The organism is Proteiniphilum sp., assembly GCF_040307845.1.
Taxonomy (GTDB): Bacteria; Bacteroidota; Bacteroidia; order Bacteroidales; family Dysgonomonadaceae; genus Proteiniphilum.
In genome coordinates this window covers 40,373-57,482 of sequence record NZ_JAWRIS010000036.1, presented here as the reverse complement: position 1 = coordinate 57,482, position 17,110 = coordinate 40,373, and the positions used below count along the sequence as shown (strand labels likewise).

At 46.8% G+C, this 17,110-nt stretch carries 13 protein-coding genes, 1 tRNA gene and 1 riboswitch; of the genes, 6 read left to right on the top strand and 8 right to left on the bottom strand.

The window, feature by feature from the left end; translation table 11 throughout:
- The first annotated feature begins 3 nt into the window (after positions 1-3).
- The 3 genes from ABV001_RS08570 (at position 4) to nrdG (ending at position 4,915) form a co-directional block, all read left to right on the top strand.
- Positions 4-1,536 (top strand): acyl-CoA carboxylase subunit beta, encoded by a 1,533-nt coding sequence (locus ABV001_RS08570; RefSeq protein ID WP_352422411.1) that lies wholly within the window; start codon positions 4-6, stop codon positions 1,534-1,536.
- Between the two features lie 373 nt (positions 1,537-1,909).
- Positions 1,910-2,153, top strand: a riboswitch (cobalamin riboswitch).
- A gap of 162 nt (positions 2,154-2,315) precedes the next feature.
- On the top strand, positions 2,316-4,454 hold the full coding sequence (gene nrdD / locus ABV001_RS08565) for an anaerobic ribonucleoside-triphosphate reductase (protein WP_352422410.1): 2,139 nt from the start codon (positions 2,316-2,318) through the stop codon (positions 4,452-4,454).
- Positions 4,455-4,477: 23 nt separating this feature from the next.
- Positions 4,478-4,915 (top strand): anaerobic ribonucleoside-triphosphate reductase activating protein, encoded by a 438-nt coding sequence (gene nrdG / locus ABV001_RS08560; RefSeq protein ID WP_352422409.1) that lies wholly within the window; start codon positions 4,478-4,480, stop codon positions 4,913-4,915.
- A 14-nt stretch (positions 4,916-4,929) separates the two neighbouring features.
- On the opposite strand, the gene lepA is transcribed toward nrdG, so the two are convergent.
- From lepA to purB, 4 genes are all read right to left on the bottom strand, one after another.
- Entirely contained in the window at positions 4,930-6,717 is a 1,788-nt protein-coding gene (gene lepA, locus ABV001_RS08555; RefSeq protein WP_352422408.1) for a translation elongation factor 4, read from the bottom strand.
- Between the two features lie 165 nt (positions 6,718-6,882).
- Positions 6,883-8,280, bottom strand: a complete 1,398-nt coding sequence (gene asnS, locus ABV001_RS08550) for an asparagine--tRNA ligase (RefSeq protein ID WP_352422407.1) — start codon at positions 8,278-8,280, stop codon at positions 6,883-6,885.
- 98 nt (positions 8,281-8,378) lie between these two features.
- Positions 8,379-9,662 (bottom strand): pseudouridine synthase, encoded by a 1,284-nt coding sequence (locus ABV001_RS08545; RefSeq protein ID WP_352422406.1) that lies wholly within the window; start codon positions 9,660-9,662, stop codon positions 8,379-8,381.
- 222 nt (positions 9,663-9,884) lie between these two features.
- Entirely contained in the window at positions 9,885-11,222 is a 1,338-nt protein-coding gene (purB, locus tag ABV001_RS08540) for an adenylosuccinate lyase (protein WP_352422405.1), read from the bottom strand.
- Between the two features lie 303 nt (positions 11,223-11,525).
- Here purB and ABV001_RS08535 point away from each other — a divergent pair.
- Both ABV001_RS08535 and ABV001_RS08530 read left to right on the top strand, forming a co-directional pair.
- Positions 11,526-11,600, top strand: a tRNA-Val gene (locus ABV001_RS08535).
- Positions 11,601-11,635: 35 nt separating this feature from the next.
- Positions 11,636-11,887 (top strand): GIY-YIG nuclease family protein, encoded by a 252-nt coding sequence (locus tag ABV001_RS08530; protein WP_352422404.1) that lies wholly within the window; start codon positions 11,636-11,638, stop codon positions 11,885-11,887.
- Positions 11,888-12,084: 197 nt separating this feature from the next.
- On the opposite strand, the gene ABV001_RS08525 is transcribed toward ABV001_RS08530, so the two are convergent.
- A complete protein-coding gene (locus tag ABV001_RS08525) occupies positions 12,085-12,309 on the bottom strand; it encodes a hypothetical protein (RefSeq protein ID WP_352422403.1) in 225 nt (74 codons plus the stop codon).
- A gap of 139 nt (positions 12,310-12,448) precedes the next feature.
- Here ABV001_RS08525 and ABV001_RS08520 point away from each other — a divergent pair, with 139 nt between their 5' ends.
- Positions 12,449-13,099, top strand: a complete 651-nt coding sequence (locus tag ABV001_RS08520; RefSeq protein ID WP_352422402.1) for a carbonic anhydrase — start codon at positions 12,449-12,451, stop codon at positions 13,097-13,099.
- A 77-nt stretch (positions 13,100-13,176) separates the two neighbouring features.
- On the opposite strand, the gene ABV001_RS08515 is transcribed toward ABV001_RS08520, so the two are convergent.
- The 3 genes from ABV001_RS08515 to ABV001_RS08505 form a co-directional block, all read right to left on the bottom strand.
- A complete protein-coding gene (locus tag ABV001_RS08515; RefSeq protein ID WP_352422401.1) occupies positions 13,177-13,383 on the bottom strand; it encodes a hypothetical protein in 207 nt (68 codons plus the stop codon).
- A 629-nt stretch (positions 13,384-14,012) separates the two neighbouring features.
- A complete protein-coding gene (locus tag ABV001_RS08510) occupies positions 14,013-15,605 on the bottom strand; it encodes a DUF4998 domain-containing protein (RefSeq protein ID WP_352422400.1) in 1,593 nt (530 codons plus the stop codon).
- A gap of 192 nt (positions 15,606-15,797) precedes the next feature.
- A complete protein-coding gene (locus ABV001_RS08505) occupies positions 15,798-17,099 on the bottom strand; it encodes a DUF4959 domain-containing protein (RefSeq protein ID WP_352422399.1) in 1,302 nt (433 codons plus the stop codon).
- Between the last annotated feature and the right edge of the window lie 11 nt (positions 17,100-17,110).

The window sequence follows — 17,110 nt, the reverse complement described above, 5'->3', positions numbered from 1 at the left end:
ACCATGACGTTACAGGAAATATATCAGGCTTTTGAAGAAAAGAATAAAGCCGCCGAGTTAGGTGGTGGAGAAAAGGCGATCGAAAAACAAAAGAATGCCGGTAAACAAACAGCCCGTGAGAGGATTGATATGCTATTGGATGAGAATACGTTTGTAGAAGTAGATAAATTCGTACTTCATGAATGTAATGACTATGGCATGCAGAACAAGCGTATTGCCGGTGACGGTGTGGTAGCCGGTTACGGGAAGATAGACGGTCGTCTGGTGTATGTGTATGCTTACGATTTCACGGTCTATGGTGGCTCACTGAGCCGTACGAACGCCAATAAGATTGTAAAGGTGCAGAAGCTGGCGATGAAGAACGGTGCCCCGATCATCGCATTGAACGATTCGGGCGGCGCGCGCATTCAGGAAGGTGTGATGGCACTCAGCGGTTATTCCGATATTTTTTACCAGAACATCAAAGCTTCGGGTGTTGTACCCCAGATCTCCGCTATCCTTGGCCCCTGTGCCGGCGGCGCCTGCTACTCCCCTGCCCTCACCGACTTCATCTTTATGGTGAAAGAGAAAAGCTATATGTTCGTCACCGGTCCCGATGTAGTCAAAACGGTCACACACGAAGAGCTGACCAAGGAAGAACTGGGCGGGGCCAATACCCATGCCTCTAAAAGTGGTGTAGCCCATTTTGTGGGTGAAGACGAAGAGGAAACGTTGATGATGATCCGTGAACTGTTGAGTTTCCTTCCTTCCAATAATATGGAAGATCCGCCGATAGTGCCTACCAACGACAGCATCCATCGGGAATCACCCGAATTGCAGACGCTGATCCCTGATGATCCCAATATACCCTATGATATGAAGAAACTCATTGAAGAGGTGGTGGATGAAAATTACTTCTTCGAGATCATGCCGCAATTCGCGCAAAACATTGTGGTGGGATTTGCACGGATGGGAGGCCGTTCAGTAGGTATCGTGGCCAATCAACCGGCATACCTGGCCGGTGTACTTGATATCGACGCATCGGACAAGGCGGCACGGTTTATCCGCTTCTGCGACTGTTTCGATATTCCTATCATTACCTTCGAGGATGTGCCGGGCTTCCTTCCCGGACGCGACCAGGAGCACAACGGTATTATCCGCCACGGTGCAAAGATCGTCTTCGCCTATGTGGAAGCCACCGTGCCGAAGATAACGCTGATTACCCGCAAGGCTTATGGAGGTGCCTATATCGTCATGTCATCCAAAGAGTCGGGAGCGGATGTGAATCTGGCCTATCCGAATGCTGAAATTGCCGTGATGGGGGCAGCCGGCGCGGTAAACGTCCTCTATCGTTCATCCAATGATGAGGAGCGCCAAAATGCGTTGAATGAATATGCCGGACTGTTTTCAAATCCTTATCGTGCCGCGGAAAAAGGATATATCGATGAGATTATCCTGCCGAAAGATACCCGCCATAAATTGATCCAGGCATTGGAAATGACGGCCAATAAAACCGAAACCAACCCGCCCAAAAAGCACGGGAATATTCCATTGTAAAGAACTTGTCACTCACATATGATCGCAGATCAGAAGAAATAAAGCCCTTTAATGCGCTTTTGTATCTCTCTACTTTTTATTTATTGTTTTGACACGAAAGGCATTCCGGATAACTGGTTTGCCTTTCTCTTTTTTTCGGGTAACCCCCTACCTTTTTTATTTTATTTATCCACTTTCTCAAACAGAAAAGGTAACCGTATTAATCCGGAAATCGTACTTGAATTTTTCAAAATAGGAAACAGTGCGTATTTTTTTACAATATAAATTATCGATGTATAAACATAATGCGTTATATATTAATGATTTGTAAAATAAACAAGATGGTGTTGATAACTTTTTTGGAAAACTTTGTATTTTATTATGGAAGATAAATTATCTTTGTCTTGCATTTGGTTTTTATTTCGCACGACCTTAAAAGTGACTGCGAATAAAATGAAAAGGGAATGCCGTGAAAGTCGGCAACAGTTCCCGCTGCTGTAAACTCTATACAAAAACCTTTGCGCAATACTCACATCCACTGGTTCTCATCTCAACCCTCGGAAGAGGATTGAAAAAAGCCGGGAAGGACGCGCAAAAGGAGAGTAAGTCAGAAGACCTGCCAAATGTTTGCACTTTTTGATCTCTTTCGGGTAAAAAGAGGGTCGAAACTGGATGATTTCCTACGTATCAAAATGAACCCGGGTTCGTGAATGATATCCCATCGCCACTCCGACAACCAATTCCCGTATCGAAAAGTGTAATACCATTGACATATCAATGTAAACTAACAATATATTCGTATGGGAAACTTAGTACTTCAAATCGTGAAGCGGGACGGCAAACGGGTTCCCTTCTCCATCAAAAAAATTGAAAATGCCATCGCCAAGGCATTCCTTTCGGTAGGTGCGTTCGCCACCGAAGATGATTTTATCTCAATCCTTTCACGGCTTCACGTTTCGGACGGAATGACGGTGGAGGAAATCCAAAACCAGGTAGAGACGGCACTCATGGCGGAGAAATATTATGCCGTCGCCAAATCCTATATGCTTTACCGGCAAAAGCATACCGAGACACGGGAGATTCGTGATAATCTGAACTTCCTGATAAATTATTGTGATGCGCAAAACGCCGCTACCGGAAGCAAATTCGACTCCAATGCCAATGTGGAAAAGAAAAATATTGCCACGTTGATCGGTGAGTTACCCAAAAAAAGCTTTATCGACCTGAACCGCAGGATGATCACCGACCGGCTGAAAGAGATGTACGGGAAAGAACTGGCGGACAAATATATCAGCCTGCTGAACCGGCATTTCATCTATAAGAACGATGAAACCAGCCTGGCCAACTATTGTGCCAGCATCACCATGTATCCGTGGCTGCTGAACGGCACCCTCACCATCGGCGGCAACTCTACCCCGCCGACCAACCTGAAATCGTTCTGCGGCGGATTTATCAATATGGTGTTCATGGTATCGAGCATGCTGAGCGGTGCCTGCGCCACACCCGAGTTCCTGATGTATCTGGACTACTTTATCCGTAAAGAGTATGGCGATGATTATTTTACGCGTAACGGGAATGTGGTGGACCTTTCCAGACGCCAACGGACACTCGACAAGGTGATCACCGACTGTTTCGAACAGATCGTCTATTCCATCAACCAGCCTACCGGTGCGCGTAACTTCCAGGCGGTCTTCTGGAATATTTCCTATTATGATAAATACTACTTCGAGAGTATCTTCGGGGAATTTCGGTTTCCCGACGGCACGCCCCCTCAATGGGAATCACTCAACTGGCTGCAGAAACGTTTTATGAAGTGGTTCAACAAAGAACGCACCAAGACGGTATTGACCTTCCCCGTGGAGACGATGGCGCTGCTCACCAAGGAGAATGATGTCATGGACAGCGAATATGGCGATTTCACGGCGGAGATGTATGCCGAAGGACATTCGTTCTTTACCTATATGAGCGACAATGCCGATTCACTGGCCAGTTGCTGCCGCCTGCGCAACGAGATCCAGGACAACGGATTCAGTTATACCTTAGGCGCCGGAGGGGTTTCCACCGGTTCCAAAAGCGTACTGACCATCAACCTGAACCGCTGTGTCCAGCATGCGATACGCACGGGGCAATCCTACACGGCGTTTCTCGAAGAGGTGGTCGATTTGACACACAAAGTACAGACGGCCTATAACGAAAACCTGAAAATGCTCCGGCAGAAAGGAATGCTGCCGCTGTTCGACGCAGGATTTATCAATATCAGCCGCCAATACCTCACCATCGGTGTGAACGGTTTGGTGGAAGCGGCAGAATCGATGGGCATCGAGATCAACCATAACCTCCGCTATGTGGATTTTGTACAGGAAATCCTGGGAATCATCGAAAGGTATAACAAGAAATACCGGTCGAAAGAGCTGATGTTCAATTGTGAAATGATCCCCGCGGAGAACGTGGGTGTGAAACATGCCAAGTGGGACAAGGAAGACGGGTATGCAGTGCCGCGTGATTGCTATAACAGCTATTTCTACCGTGTGGAAGACTCTTCGCTTAACGTGGTTGATAAGTTCCGCCTGCACGGGCGTGATTACATCGAACACCTGACAGGAGGCTCGGCATTGCACATGAACCTGGAAGAGCATCTCTCCAAAGCGCAATACCGTCAACTGCTGCGTGTGGCAGCCACGGAAGGATGCAATTACTTCACCTTCAATATTCCCAATACGGTCTGCAACGACTGCGGAAAAATTGATAAACGCTATCTCAAACAATGTCCTGCATGCGGTTCCAAAAACCTGGACTATCTCACACGCATCATCGGGTATATGAAACGGGTAAGTAATTTTTCAGCCCCGCGGCAGGTGGAAGCATCCAGAAGGTTTTACGGGAAGTTGGAATCGGAGAAAGAAACAGCGGGTATAGCTGAAGTAAACAGATCAGTATAAAGTTCGTAGCAAATAGTTGTTGTATGTTGAAATATGTCGATTATGATATTGTCTTTCAGGAAATCCCTGATGAGGTAACGTTGGCAATCAACCTCTCTAATTGCCCATATCGCTGCAAAGGATGCCACAGTCCGCATCTACAACAGGATATCGGAAATGAGTTGAATGAATCGTCGCTTTCCGGACTATTACAGGTATACGAAAAAGCGATTACCTGTATCTGTTTTATGGGAGGCGATGCCGATGCCGGTGAACTGTACCGGTTGGCGGATTTCGTCTGGAGAAGCCGGGGAGGAAGGATTAAAACGGCGTGGTATTCGGGAAACGACAAGCTGCCGGAGGACTCAAAGGAACATTTTGATTTCGTGAAAATCGGCCCTTATATCGAAGCGCTCGGGGGATTGGATAAGAAGACCACCAACCAGCGGCTCTACCATATCGGGAATAAAAGAAAGATATAACTTTCCCACACCCGTTAATCCAATTTCAGCACCGCCAGGAACGCTTTCTGCGGTACCTCCACATTACCGACCTGTTTCATACGTTTCTTCCCCTCTTTCTGCTTTTCGAGTAATTTGCGCTTACGGGAGATATCGCCGCCATAACATTTGGCAGTCACATCTTTCCGGACGGCCTTCACTGTTTCACGGGCGACAATCTTTGCACCGATGGCTGCCTGGATGGCGATGTCGAACTGCTGGCGGGGGATCAGCTCTTTGAGCTTCTCACACATGCGCCGGCCAAAACTCTGCGCATTATCAAAATGGGTGAGCGTGGAGAGTGCATCCACCTGTTCGCCATTCAGCAATATATCCAATTTCACCAATTTGGACGGACGATAATCATGGATATGGTAATCGAATGAGGCATATCCTTTCGATATACTTTTCAGCTTGTCGTAGAAGTCGATCACGATCTCGCCCAACGGCAGGTCATAGATGATTTCTACCCTGTCCCCCGATACATATTCCTGCTTGATCAGTATGCCCCGCTTGCCAAGGCAAAGAGTCATGATAGGGCCTATGTAGGCAGTGTTGGTAATGACCGAGGCGCGGATAAAAGGCTCTTCGATGCTTTCAATCAATGTGGGGTCCGGCAGGCCGCCTGGATTGTGCACCTCTTTCATATTTCCCTTTTTGTCGTACACTTTATACGAAACATTGGGTACGGTGGTGATCACGTCCATATTGAATTCCCGTTCCAGCCGCTCCTGTACGATTTCCATGTGGAGCAATCCGAGGAAACCGCACCGGAAACCGAAGCCTAACGCCACCGACGATTCGGGTTGGAAAGTGAGCGATGCATCGTTGAGTTGCAGTTTTTCGAGCGATGAGCGGAGGTTCTCGAAATTCTCGCTCTCGATGGGGTACACGCCGGCGAAGACCATCGGCTTCACCTCTTCAAACCCCTCGATGGCCTTGGCGGCAGGCCGTTTCACATGGGTGATGGTATCCCCCACCTTCACCTCTTTCGAGGTTTTGATGCCGGAGATGATATACCCCACGTCGCCGCAACCCACTTCCTCCTTCGGCATCATATTGAGACGAAGGATGCCTACCTCGTCGGCATCATACTCTTTGCCCGTATTGATGAATTTCACCATATCGCCCTTCCGGAGGGTACCGTTCACGATCTTATAATATGCAATGATACCACGGAACGGATTGAATACCGAGTCGAAGATCAGCGCCTGTAACGGAGCTTCCGGGTCTCCTTGCGGAGCGGGCACCCGTTCGATAATGGCCTGGAGAATTTCTTCGATTCCGATTCCCGTCTTTCCGCTTGCACGGATAATGTCTTCACGGGGGATGCCGAGTAGTTGCACGATCTGGTCTTCTACCTCGTCGGGCATGGCGCTTTCGAGATCTATTTTGTTGAGTACGGGAATGATCTCCAGATCGTGTTCGATGGCCATATAAACGTTCGATATGGTCTGTGCCTGGATACCCTGGGCCGCATCGACCACCAGCAAAGCCCCTTCGCAGGCGGCGATGGAACGTGATACTTCATACGAGAAATCCACATGCCCCGGCGTATCGATCAGGTTGAAGGTATATTTTTCGCCTTCATATTCATAATCCATCTGTATCGCATGGCTTTTGATAGTGATACCCCGTTCCCTCTCCAGGTCCATACTGTCGAGCACCTGCGCCTGCAGGTCTTTTCCCTCGACGGTCTTGGTGAACTCCAGCAGACGGTCCGCCAGCGTACTTTTGCCGTGGTCTATATGTGCAATAATACAAAAATTGCGTATATTCTTCATTTAACTATTATCTTACTCTAATTCTCTCTTTTTCCCATTCACCCAGTCTCCGTTTCACCCCAAGTCTCCCACTCTCTAAACCTTTCCACCTTTTCACCTAGTCACTTAGTCACTTAGGCACTCAGGCACTCAGGCACTCAGGCACTTAGGCACTCAGGCACTCAGTTAAAAGTCAGCATTATTCGGCGTTCTCGGGAACGGGATCACGTCGCGGATATTACCCATACCGGTGATAAAAAGCATCAACCGTTCAAAGCCGAGGCCGAATCCTGAGTGCGGGGCTGTGCCGAACTTACGGGTTTCGAGATACCACCAGATCGGCTCGGTATTCATGCCGGTCTCCTCTACCCTCTTCATCAGCTTGTCATAATCCGATTCACGTTCCGATCCGCCGATGATCTCTCCGATCTTCGGGAAGAGCACATCCATCGCGCGGACGGTCTTTCCATCGTCGTTCTGCTTCATATAGAACGATTTGATCTCCCGGGGATAGTCGGTCAGGATAACCGGGCGTTTGAAATGCTTTTCTACTAAGTAGCGTTCGTGCTCCGACTGCAAATCAGCTCCCCAATATACGGGAAATTCGAACTTTTGCCCGGATTCTTCAAGGATCTTCACACCCTCGGTATAAGTCAGGCGGACAAAATCGTTTTCAATCACGAAATTCAGTCGGTCCACCAGTTCTTCGTCATACATCTTGGCAAGGAACTCAATATCCTCCCTGCAATGTTCCAGCATGTAGCGGATAAGATATTTCAGGAAATCTTCCGCCAGGTCCATATTGTCATTGATATCGTAAAAAGCCATCTCCGGTTCGATCATCCAGAACTCCGCAAGATGACGGGGAGTATTGGAGTTTTCAGCACGGAATGTGGGACCGAAAGTATAGATAGCGCCCAATGCCATGGCACCGAGTTCACCTTCGAGCTGTCCGGAAACGGTCAGGTTGGTCTGGCGTCCGAAGAAATCTTCCGAGAAATCTACCTTCCCCTCCTTATTGCGTGGTGGAGTCTCTATATTTAAGGTAGACACCTCGAACATGGAGCCGGCACCTTCCGCGTCGGAGGCGGTGATGATAGGTGTATGGAAATAATAAAATCCATTGTCGTTGAAATATTTGTGGATGGCATACGACAAATGGTGTCTCATCCTGAAGATTGCCCCGAAAGTGTTGGTTCGTGGCCGCAGATGGGCTATTTCACGCAGGAACTCCAATGAGTGTCCTTTTTTCTGCAACGGGTAAGTAGTGGGATCGGCGGGTCCGTAGACCTCGATCTCAGTCGCCCGTATCTCTACCGCCTGGCCCTGCCCCTGGGATTCCACCAATTCACCATTTACGTTGATGCATGCACCTGTAGTGATAGGCCGAAGTAATTCTTCATCAAAGCTGGCTATATCGATAACTATCTGTATGTTATTGATGGTGGATCCGTCATTCAAAGCGACGAATCCGACGTTTTTGTTTCCTCTGCGGGTACGCACCCATCCTTTTACATTGACTTCCTCACCGAAATTGGTAAGCCTTAAGGCTTCTGAAATTTTTGTTCGTTTTAGTTGTTTCATACACTATGTACTACACCCTGTTCCCGCACGAAACCGCACAGGAACAGTATTGTTATGTTTGTAATGTAAAATAAAACTCTTAAGGGAAGAGAAGTTCGTTAATCGAACGCCCCCATCCTGAGCATATTGACCTCTTGTTCTGAAAGGTAACGCCATTTTCCGCGTGAAAGTTTTTTCTTGGTCAGTCCCGCGAAATAAACCCTGTCGAGTTTCATCACCCTGTAACCCAATTTTTCAAAGATACGGCGGATGACACGGTTCTTGCCGGAGTGGATTTCAATACCCACCTGGGTAAGGTCTTCTTCACTCACATAGCTGATGGCATCGGCATGGATCTCACCGTCTTCCAGTTCAATACCGTCGGCAATCATCTGCATGTGTTCCATCGCCACCGGCTTATCGAGCCATACCTGGTAGATTTTCCGTTTTTCGTACTTGGGATGTGTTAATTTCGAGGCCAGGTCACCATCATTGGTCAGCAGCAGTACGCCCGTGGTAGCCCTGTCCAGTCGTCCCACCGGATAAATCCGTTCGGTAGCGGCACTTTTCACCAGTTCCATCACCGTCTTGCGGTTCTCGGGATCATCGGTCGTAGTCACAAAACCTTTTGGCTTGTTCAGCAATACATACACCTTGCTCTCGAGCTGTACAGGCTGATTGTGAAACATCACCGCATCGGCGCGGGTGATCTTGGTGCCCAATTCTGTTACCACCTCCCCGTTTACTTTTACCACACCTGCCTGGATAAACTCATCAGCCTCGCGGCGTGAGCAAACCCCCGCATTGGCCAGGTATTTGTTCAGGCGGATAGGTGCGTTGGGATCGGCATTCTCTTTGTACTTGATTTGCTTGAACGGTTTTTTCTTTTTCAGCTTTTTCACAGGCTGGCCTGGTCTTCCGGGTCCCGGCCTGCCCGGCCCGTTGGAAGGTTGATTGCCCCAGCCCCGGTTGTTGTAACCGCCGCCACCGCCGGAAACCCTTTGTGGCGACTGCGGACGCTCGCCTACGCGGGGACGCCGTTTCCGCATCCCACCTTCGCTGTTCCCGCCGTAGTTTTCCTGGCGGGAATCCCTGTAATTAGGGTTGTACGACGATCGTTCCTGTTGGTACGGTCGATCCTGATTGTAAGATGGCCTGTCTTGGTTGTAAGACCTTTGATTGTAAGACGGCCTGTCCTGGTTGTAGGATGATCTGTCCGGATTATAGGAAGACCTGTCGGAATTGTAAGATGGCCGGTCCTGATTATAGGACGGTCTGTCCGGATAGTACCCATCTTGCTGTGTCCTCCGCTCATTGCCGTAATTTCTGTTCGAAGCGTGTCTCTCATTGTTCGCGCTGTGATAACTCCTCCTTGGGCGCGATTCGTCATTGTTTGTTGTCATTGTTGTATTTACTTTGTTGATTACATAATGAAACCTCACGGTTTTTTCTTGTTTAAAATCGCATTTTTTTTCAAATTTCTACCGTCCGGCTAACATCACCGGAACCGGATTTTTTCAATTATTATTTACTGTTCAATCTCTCTACCCATTCAATGAAATAGTTTTCGTTTTGGCTTGAGATAAGTCTGTTTGTTGCTCGGTTTACTTGACGAAAATATTTTCTTAAAATCCTGTATAATTTTGGGGTGTGATTCCTTTCAATTCTTTTTTTACCTGTTCATTCACTTCCAGGTTGTCAATAAATTCCGAAATACTCTCCCGGGTGATACGTGCATTGGTTCGTGTCAAAGCTTTCAGGGCTTCATAGGGTTTCGGATATCCTTCGCGTCTTAAAATGGTCTGGATTCCTTCGGCAACCACTGCCCAATTATTTTCCAGATCCCTTTCTATTGCCTCTCTGTGTAATAACAATTTATGAAGCCCTTTTGTTGTACTTTTCAGCGCAATTAATCCATGTGCCATGGGTACGCCGATATTCCTGATCACCGTAGAGTCGGTAAGGTCGCGCTGCAACCGCGAAACCGGCAGTTTTGCCGCCAGGTGTTCCAGCAGGGCGTTGGCAATCCCCAGGTTTCCTTCGGCATTTTCAAAATCAATCGGGTTCACTTTGTGGGGCATGGCCGACGAACCCACTTCCCCTTCCCTGATCTTCTGCTTGAAATACTCCATTGATATATATTGCCATATATCCCTGGTGAAGTCGATCAGGATAGTATGGATGCGCTTCATCGCGTCGAATGATGCGGCGAAAGCGTCATAATTGGATATCTGGGTGGTGTACTCCTCGCGGTACAAACCCAGTTTCTCTTGGAGGAAGCGGTTACCGAACTGTTTCCAGTCGGTCTGAGGGTAAGCCACACGGTGCGCATTGAAGTTGCCGGTTGCCCCGCCGAATTTCGCTTTCGCCGGGATCCTTTTCAACACTTCTATTTGTCCTGTCAGCCTGTAACTAAAGACCTTCATCTCTTTTCCCAGGCGTGTGGGCGATGCCGGTTGTCCGTGCGTACGGGCCAGCATAGGAATATCTTTCCAGTCATCGGCCAATCCATCGATCCGGGCAACCACCTTTTCCAGTTCAGGGATATAAACCTTATGCAGGGCATCCCGCCACATCATCGGAGTAGCAGTATTATTGATATCCTGCGATGTCAATCCAAAATGAATAAATTCCTTATGATCTGTCAACTGGAGTACATCGAATTTCTCTTTCAGGAAATACTCCACAGCCTTCACGTCGTGGTTGGTGGTTTTTTCAATTTCTTTAATCTGCCGGGCATCCTCTTCACTGAAATTGATGTACAAATCCCTTAATTGTGTAAAGATATTCTCATCTTTCAATGGAAGGATCCCCTCTTCACAGAGAGCGATAAAGTATTCAATTTCCACTTGCACCCGGTACCGGATGAGCGCATACTCTGAAAAGAACGCATCCAGATCTGCGGTCTTGTCCCTATAGCGTCCGTCGACGGGTGAAATGGCTGTCAGTTGGTCTAAGTTCATTATAATTTGTACTCGTATTTCTTAACGAAGACATTTATTGCGGATTGATATAATCACTACCCCTGTTTTGAAAGTACAAAAATAGGGATAATTATAGAGCCATGAAAATTTTTAGAAAAATATTTGCAAAAAGTTTTGCGAGAAAATAAAAACGACGTATCTTTGCATCGCTTTTCAGGAAAGCAACCTCCACAGCGGTGGTGAAGATGGGAAAGCAAATCCGGGCGTTTAGCTCAGCTGGTTCAGAGCACTCCGCTACATCGGAGGGGTCGGCACCAAGCAAAATAGGTTCTTTAAAATATCGGGCGTTTAGCTCAGCTGGTTCAGAGCATCTGCCTTACAAGCAGAGGGTCGGCGGTTCGAATCCGTCAACGCCCACAGAGGTTGTCGAAAAATCGGCAACCTTTTTTATTATGTACAAGTTTTATATCCTATACTCTGAAAAATTAGACAGATACTACATTGGTTCAACCGGAGATGAAATCAGTGAGCGATTAAGAAGGCACAACTCAAACCACAAAGGATTTACCGGTCGGGCGAATGATTGGATCATTATGTATACGGAAAACTTTGAAACAAAAGTATTAGCCGGACAACGGGAAAGAGATGTAAAAAAATGGAAAAGCCGTAAATTAGTGGAGAAACTCATCAAAGGGGAAATTTAGTTCCGCTGGTTCAGAGCACTCCGAAATTTGGGGGGCGAAGGTTCGAATCCGTCAACGCCCACAAAAAGTTGTCAATAGTTAGGGTAAGGTTTTGTTTTAAAGAAGCAACTTGTGCAAAAATTGCGCAAGTTCAAACCGAAGGTAATAGGCAAGTTAAGTTTCCGAACGTCAAACGGAATAGTATTAGAGATTCACAGTTACACTAACGTTGGGTTCTTTTCGATTTGATAAGTTGTATGGTTTTCTCGATATAATCCGAGGCTTTTCCTTGCTTCACTCCGTCCTATTTCAATTAATTCCTCTGCTTTATGGAAATCAAATGATTTTGCGGAGTCCCTGGGGATATGGATGGTTATGTCCTGTGTACTTTCCCTTTCATCGTCCGTACTATACAGGTTGACTGCTACAAGGATATCGGTCAAAAATAATATCCTTTATCGATACGAGCAAATATTTCGGGTATTACTATAGATAAATGATAAGCTTGTCAAAGAACTATTGAATTCGCAACAAATAGTATAGCTATTTTGTTAAGTAAGGCGTTATTTAGAATTCATTGATATGTCTGATCAGGAAAAGTATGACCAAATATTTGAAGCCAATCGTAAATGGATAGAAAAGAATAAGATTGAAAATCCCGGATTATTCGAGCTGTTAGCCGCGGAACAACATCCCGATTTTCTGTATATCGGCTGTTCAGACAGCCGGGTGCATCCGAACCAGGTGATGGGATTAAAGCCGGGCGAGGTCTTTATTCACCGTAATATTGCGAATATGGTGAACTCCATCGACCTGAGCGCGCTTTCAGTCATTAATTATGGAGTGGAGCACCTCAAAGTGAAATATATCATTATCTGTGGCCATTACGGTTGCGGAGGCATACAAGCTGCCATGCAGAATCTGGACTACGGTATCCTTAATCCCTGGTTACGGAGTATACGGGATGTCTATCGTCTCCATCAGAAAGAGCTCAACGCCATTGAAGACACGGAAGCCAGGTACCGGCGTTTCGTTGAAATCAATGTCTACGAACAATGCCGGAACGTATTAAAAATGGCAGAAGTACAAAAGTCCTACTACAAAAACGGATATCCCAAAGTGGCCGGGTGGGTGTTCGATATAGAAGATGCCCGCCTCCACGACCTTCATTTCGATTTTGAAGGGGAGCTTGCAAAAATCAAGGAGATCTATGATATTACAGGTAAATTGTAATTGCAACAGCACAACCCACTACCCCTCCCTGCAAAGTATTGTAAGGAGGATAAAGGAAAAAGCCCCAAGAACGTCTTTTAAGCACCTAAAGCCTTAAAAGCTTCATACACCAGGAATGCGGGCCACACAATGGCTTTCAGGAATCCGACCACTCCGGCCCAGAAAGAGGTAGCCTGCATGATGAAATACACGGCCGCTCCGATCATCCCTAAGCCATACACAGCACCGCCGCCCGCTCCGTGGGAAGAGTGATGATGACCACACTTGTTTGTTTCTTTGTCCATTTTCGTTTTCTATAGGCTGTTATCAAATTTACCTGTCAAAAATAGGTATAATTATTCGAATCACAATAACATACACCGAGTTTTCATGTCAATCAACAGGAATTAGAATATTCCTGTTTTATTCATTCATACTACGTGCGAATCAGGAATTTTGTATAGGACGGAAGCCGGAACCAGGAATGTTATGGATCTTTTAGGAAATACTGAAGCAGCAGGTATTCTCCCCAGACGCGTTGATTGATGGAAGCCAGTCCGCCAAGTTTCGCCACGGGAATGAACCGGGGAGGCGAAAGTCTTGATCATTGCTTCGACAGGTAATCTACGAGCTCCTTGTCCGTGTCAAGGCCGGTGAGGAGAGCCTCCTGTGGCGCGTGTTTCACGAGCAGTACACCGTCGAGAAGGGGCATGAATCAATGTCTACGAACAATGCCGTAACGTATTAAAAATGGCAGAAGTATAAAAGTCCTATTACAAAAACGGACATTCCAAAGTGACCGGATGGGTGTTCGATATAGAAGATGGAGGAAAGAGACCACCTTACAATGAAGCGGTCTCTTCCCTCTCCTTGATACCGATTAGACACGACCGATATCAGTTTACAATCAACAGGATCTGTTACAACCTATTCATCAATAATATAAACCCAGATAAAATTCTGCAATCGCTACCGAGTTGGAAGCCTCGGTCCATTCATCATACCTCAACATGAAAAAACGGTAACTGCTTTCGGGTATCGTGACATTTCCCGTCACCCTGCCAGGATGGCCAGGATCTGAATTGTTGGATGCCAGATCGCTTCCCGGCAAGGCAATATTTTCCTGTATTACAGACCACTTGCTCATGTCGGTGATGCAATCGGGATCGTTACTCCCGAAAAAGCTAACCTTCTGGGGTTTCAGGTTACCATTGCTCTGCCCTCCCCTATAAATCATTCTGAAATAATTGAACGGCTCTTCTTCACCCAGGTCGATCATGAAATAAAGATCGTTGCCATCGCTCGACACACTGCCATAGCTGTGTGATACCCCGGTTTTATTACGATTGTCCAGATAAGTTTTCCCATATCCTTTTACCATTGAGAGATAGGTATTGTCATCCCCGTCGAAATGTGAGCGGGGAGATATTTGCCCGTCTGTACCCGAAGCGGCGTAAAATAAGAGATGGGAAAGGTAAGCCGATTTATTCTTCTCATTCACCTGGGCTTCACTGTTATTATTCAGCGGGGTGCCGTCTGAGATGCGGGTTTCAGGTGCTGCGTACCAATTGCTCCTGTCCAGATCGACATATCGGACAGTGGAAAATTCAATACCTTCGGAAGATACCGCGACATCATCAAACTCATACAGTGCCCTATAGGTGACAGCCATGCCGTCATAGTCCTGCAAGGTAATGGTGTTCGTATGGGTTACTTGGGACCTTTGCTCTCCTGATGTTTTATCTGTCCACATAAACTCATATCCTACCCAAAAGCCATCATCTAACTGCGGTAATGTAAAGGTTATACTCTCTTTGTCGAATTCCACCTCCGAAACCTCAGGAACTTCCATATAATATTCCCAGGAAGAATAAAACAAGTCTTCACTATCAGGTTCCGGAATATAAACTGAACGGTACCGGAACGAATTTGCTTTAAAATCCTTCAGGTAACCGGTCGTCTGAGCCGAATCAATGAACTGGGTAAAAGGAGTTCCGGCTCCACCTTGTCCACCCTGTCTCCATTCAAACTCAGTCCCCAGCAACCTTTCATCGATATTCACATCCCAGGTTATCTTGAAATCGTTTTCTTCTCTCTCCTGGGATGCGATAAGGCGGTTTTGTAAAATGGATTCCCATATTTCACCGTAAGATGTGGCAGTAATGGCTACCGGTATGGAGCTATTGCCTTTATCATCCAATATTGAAAGTTCAAATATGTAGGATGCTTCCACAAGGTCATCGATATATATGTTCGTTTCTTCGGAAGGATTAATGGACTCAACAAGGTGTTCCAGTTTATTCATCCAGTATATTTCGACCTTCGATGCACGGGGATCTTCCAGTTCCGGAATTACAATACGTATACGGTTGCGCCCGCCGACTCCTTTCACCTCTGACTCATCCAACTTGGTGAGGTATGTGATCGGCCCGTCTTTAATGAAGTCACTGTATTTGTGATCCATGGGAGTACATGAATAAAGCAGGGAGATCACTAAAATGATAAAAAAAGGTATTTTATGTTTCATACGATTATTTTATTTTTTTTGTAGGTGTATGGAATATTCGCGTTAAGCTAAATGAGCAGAGTCAAGCTTGCTTGAGCTATGCCATAGCGAGCGAATATCTAATTTCAATAAACTCGCAATAATCATGTTCCCGGGTGAGAACAATTTTCTTGCTCGTTTCATTATATGCTGATATTATTAGGTAGTACATGATTAGTTTGCTCCGAAAAAGCTGATTTCGCCTATCTGTATCGATCCGGCATGGAGGCTTGTAGCAAAAGCCTTGATGAACTGCACGCGTACGTAACGCACCGGTTGGTCAATGGCATTCAGTGTCATCTCATGTCCGTTCACAAGTATTTCGTTGTCTTCGGCCGTACGATCGTTAGTGCCGGGGTAAGGTTCGAATGAACCATCTGCCCTTGAAAGATAAAACAGTCCCAGGTCCAGCCACGCCTCTTCGTCGTTGATGTCGTCCACCAACTCACTCGGACTGTCTCCGTTGTACGATGCACCGTAAACCCGGACGATCTGTGGATGTCCGCCGCGGAACTGGTTCGATGCGTCGTTACGCGGCCACAACAGGAAGCGGCTGAGGTTATACTTGTCTCCGAGGTCGATGGTGAAATGGTGGGGAAAAGGAGCTAGCGGTTTTGTGTGATAGCATTGCGAGCTGGTTCCGATCTCACCGTCGTAAAGCCTGTCGAATGACGTCGCTGAACCCGACCACGAGTGCATCTTATGTCCCCAGAAGTTCGAGGGCAAAGCGTAACCAGTTTGGTCAGGCACTGATGAACCGTCGCCCGATAAGTTACAAAGGGCGATTTCCCTAAAGAGATTTTTCGGCAGTTCCATTTCGAACCATGGAGAGCAGGAAACATCTTTCGGAGGCGACCAATGCCCCCATCTGTCACGTACCTGTACACGGAAATTCTGGTCGATATCGGGCTCATGCCCGCGGTTGAAATATTCCACGTTCGGATTCACGGTATAGTAGGTACCCACTTCGACCCATTCATCGGTGGCTTCGTCCTGTTTAAACGTGCGGAATGCCAGTTTTGCTCCTGTTTCATTTTCCGCCGTAACACGGATACCCATGAAAGTGGGCGATATCTGGAGGTTATCATGTACGACCATATAGGGAGGGCGTGTGGGGTTTACCGTCACTTCTACCGGTTCGGAATAGGTCTGTCCATGGCTTACCGAATACAGTTTCACCGTATAACTTCCCTCTTCACCGAAGCCGTCTACCAGCAAGGAATCGGTATAAAATGATGCTGTTTGGTTATATTCGATTCCATCGTCTGTTGTCCAGACTGCTTTTACATATTGTAGGTTCTCGTCATTTGGGCGGTCGTAGTATATAATGGAAGCACCACTGAAATTTACCACCTCCTTTACCGTGACCTGCCGGGGTATATCCGTGCTTCCGGTGGGATTATTCAATTGGTCGTCACCACAGGCATAAAAGAGGATAATAGCTATGAAAAATGCTGTTTTAAGCTGTTTCATCATCAAAAAATTTA